1 protein-coding gene is annotated in these 922 nt (G+C 37.1%); it reads right to left on the reverse strand.

Going from position 1 to position 922, the window contains the following annotated elements:
- The coding region (locus IV36_RS12640) for a transposase (RefSeq protein ID WP_156648683.1) at positions 1-922 on the reverse strand (922 nt) is incomplete at both ends.

Here is a 922-nt window from a genome sequence, read left to right on the forward strand (position 1 = left end):
TTTATAAAACAGTTATAGTTGGTAACCCTCGCCACCAATTTTCTAATGTTCATCGCCATCAAGGCAATTCCAGCTTCCTTTTTTACCTTTTCAAGGCCTCTAACCGAAAATCTTTTAAAACCCAAACAAGCCTTCAACCCACCAAAAACTGATTCGACATCTATTTTACGTCGTCCATAAATTGAACCAGTTTGGTAATTTGAAAGCAACTTGCGTTCCTTAGCTTTGAAGTACTCCCAAGCGTCATTAATACTTATTTTGCGAGGATTTCCGTTTTTAGTGAACGCTCGGTGGTCAACTTGAAAATCATTATCATATTTGTTTGCCTTATACTCTTTAAATTCACGTACAAACCCGTACTTGTCTTTGCGCTTACGGTAAGCATAAAAACTAAATCTAACTCCTTGCGGATCTATAAAATAATCATCTTTAGGGTGATATGTCCAATTCATGACCTTACGGTCATCACTTTGCCATTTGCGACTGTTTTCTTTCAACATTGTCCCATACGGAATCAAAGCTGTATGTTCGGGTAATTCATCTTCAAAGTATCGATAATTTGATTCTGAACCGTATCCCGCATCGGCCACAATATACTTACCTAAAGTTTCAGCTGCTTTTTGCTGCTGTAAAAAGGGAATTAATGTTTTGGTATCTCCTGGATTTTGAAAAATGCCAAAGGCAGTTACAAATTGTTTACTCGTGGCGATTTGTAGATTATAAGCCGGTTTTAGCTGTCCGTTGAGCATTGAATCTTCTTTAACACGCATAAAAGTCGCATCATGGTCTGTTTTCGAATAACTATTCCGTTTACCATAAATTCCAGTTTGTATTTTATATTCCAATAACTTAGTTTGGCGTAACTTAAGTTTTCGTTTTAACGATTTCAGTTTTCGACGTCTGGACTTGTCTGGGTTTGGAG

The sequence above is a fragment of the Liquorilactobacillus mali genome, from assembly GCF_001437155.1.
In the GTDB taxonomy this organism is placed as follows: domain Bacteria; phylum Bacillota; class Bacilli; order Lactobacillales; family Lactobacillaceae; genus Liquorilactobacillus; species Liquorilactobacillus mali_A.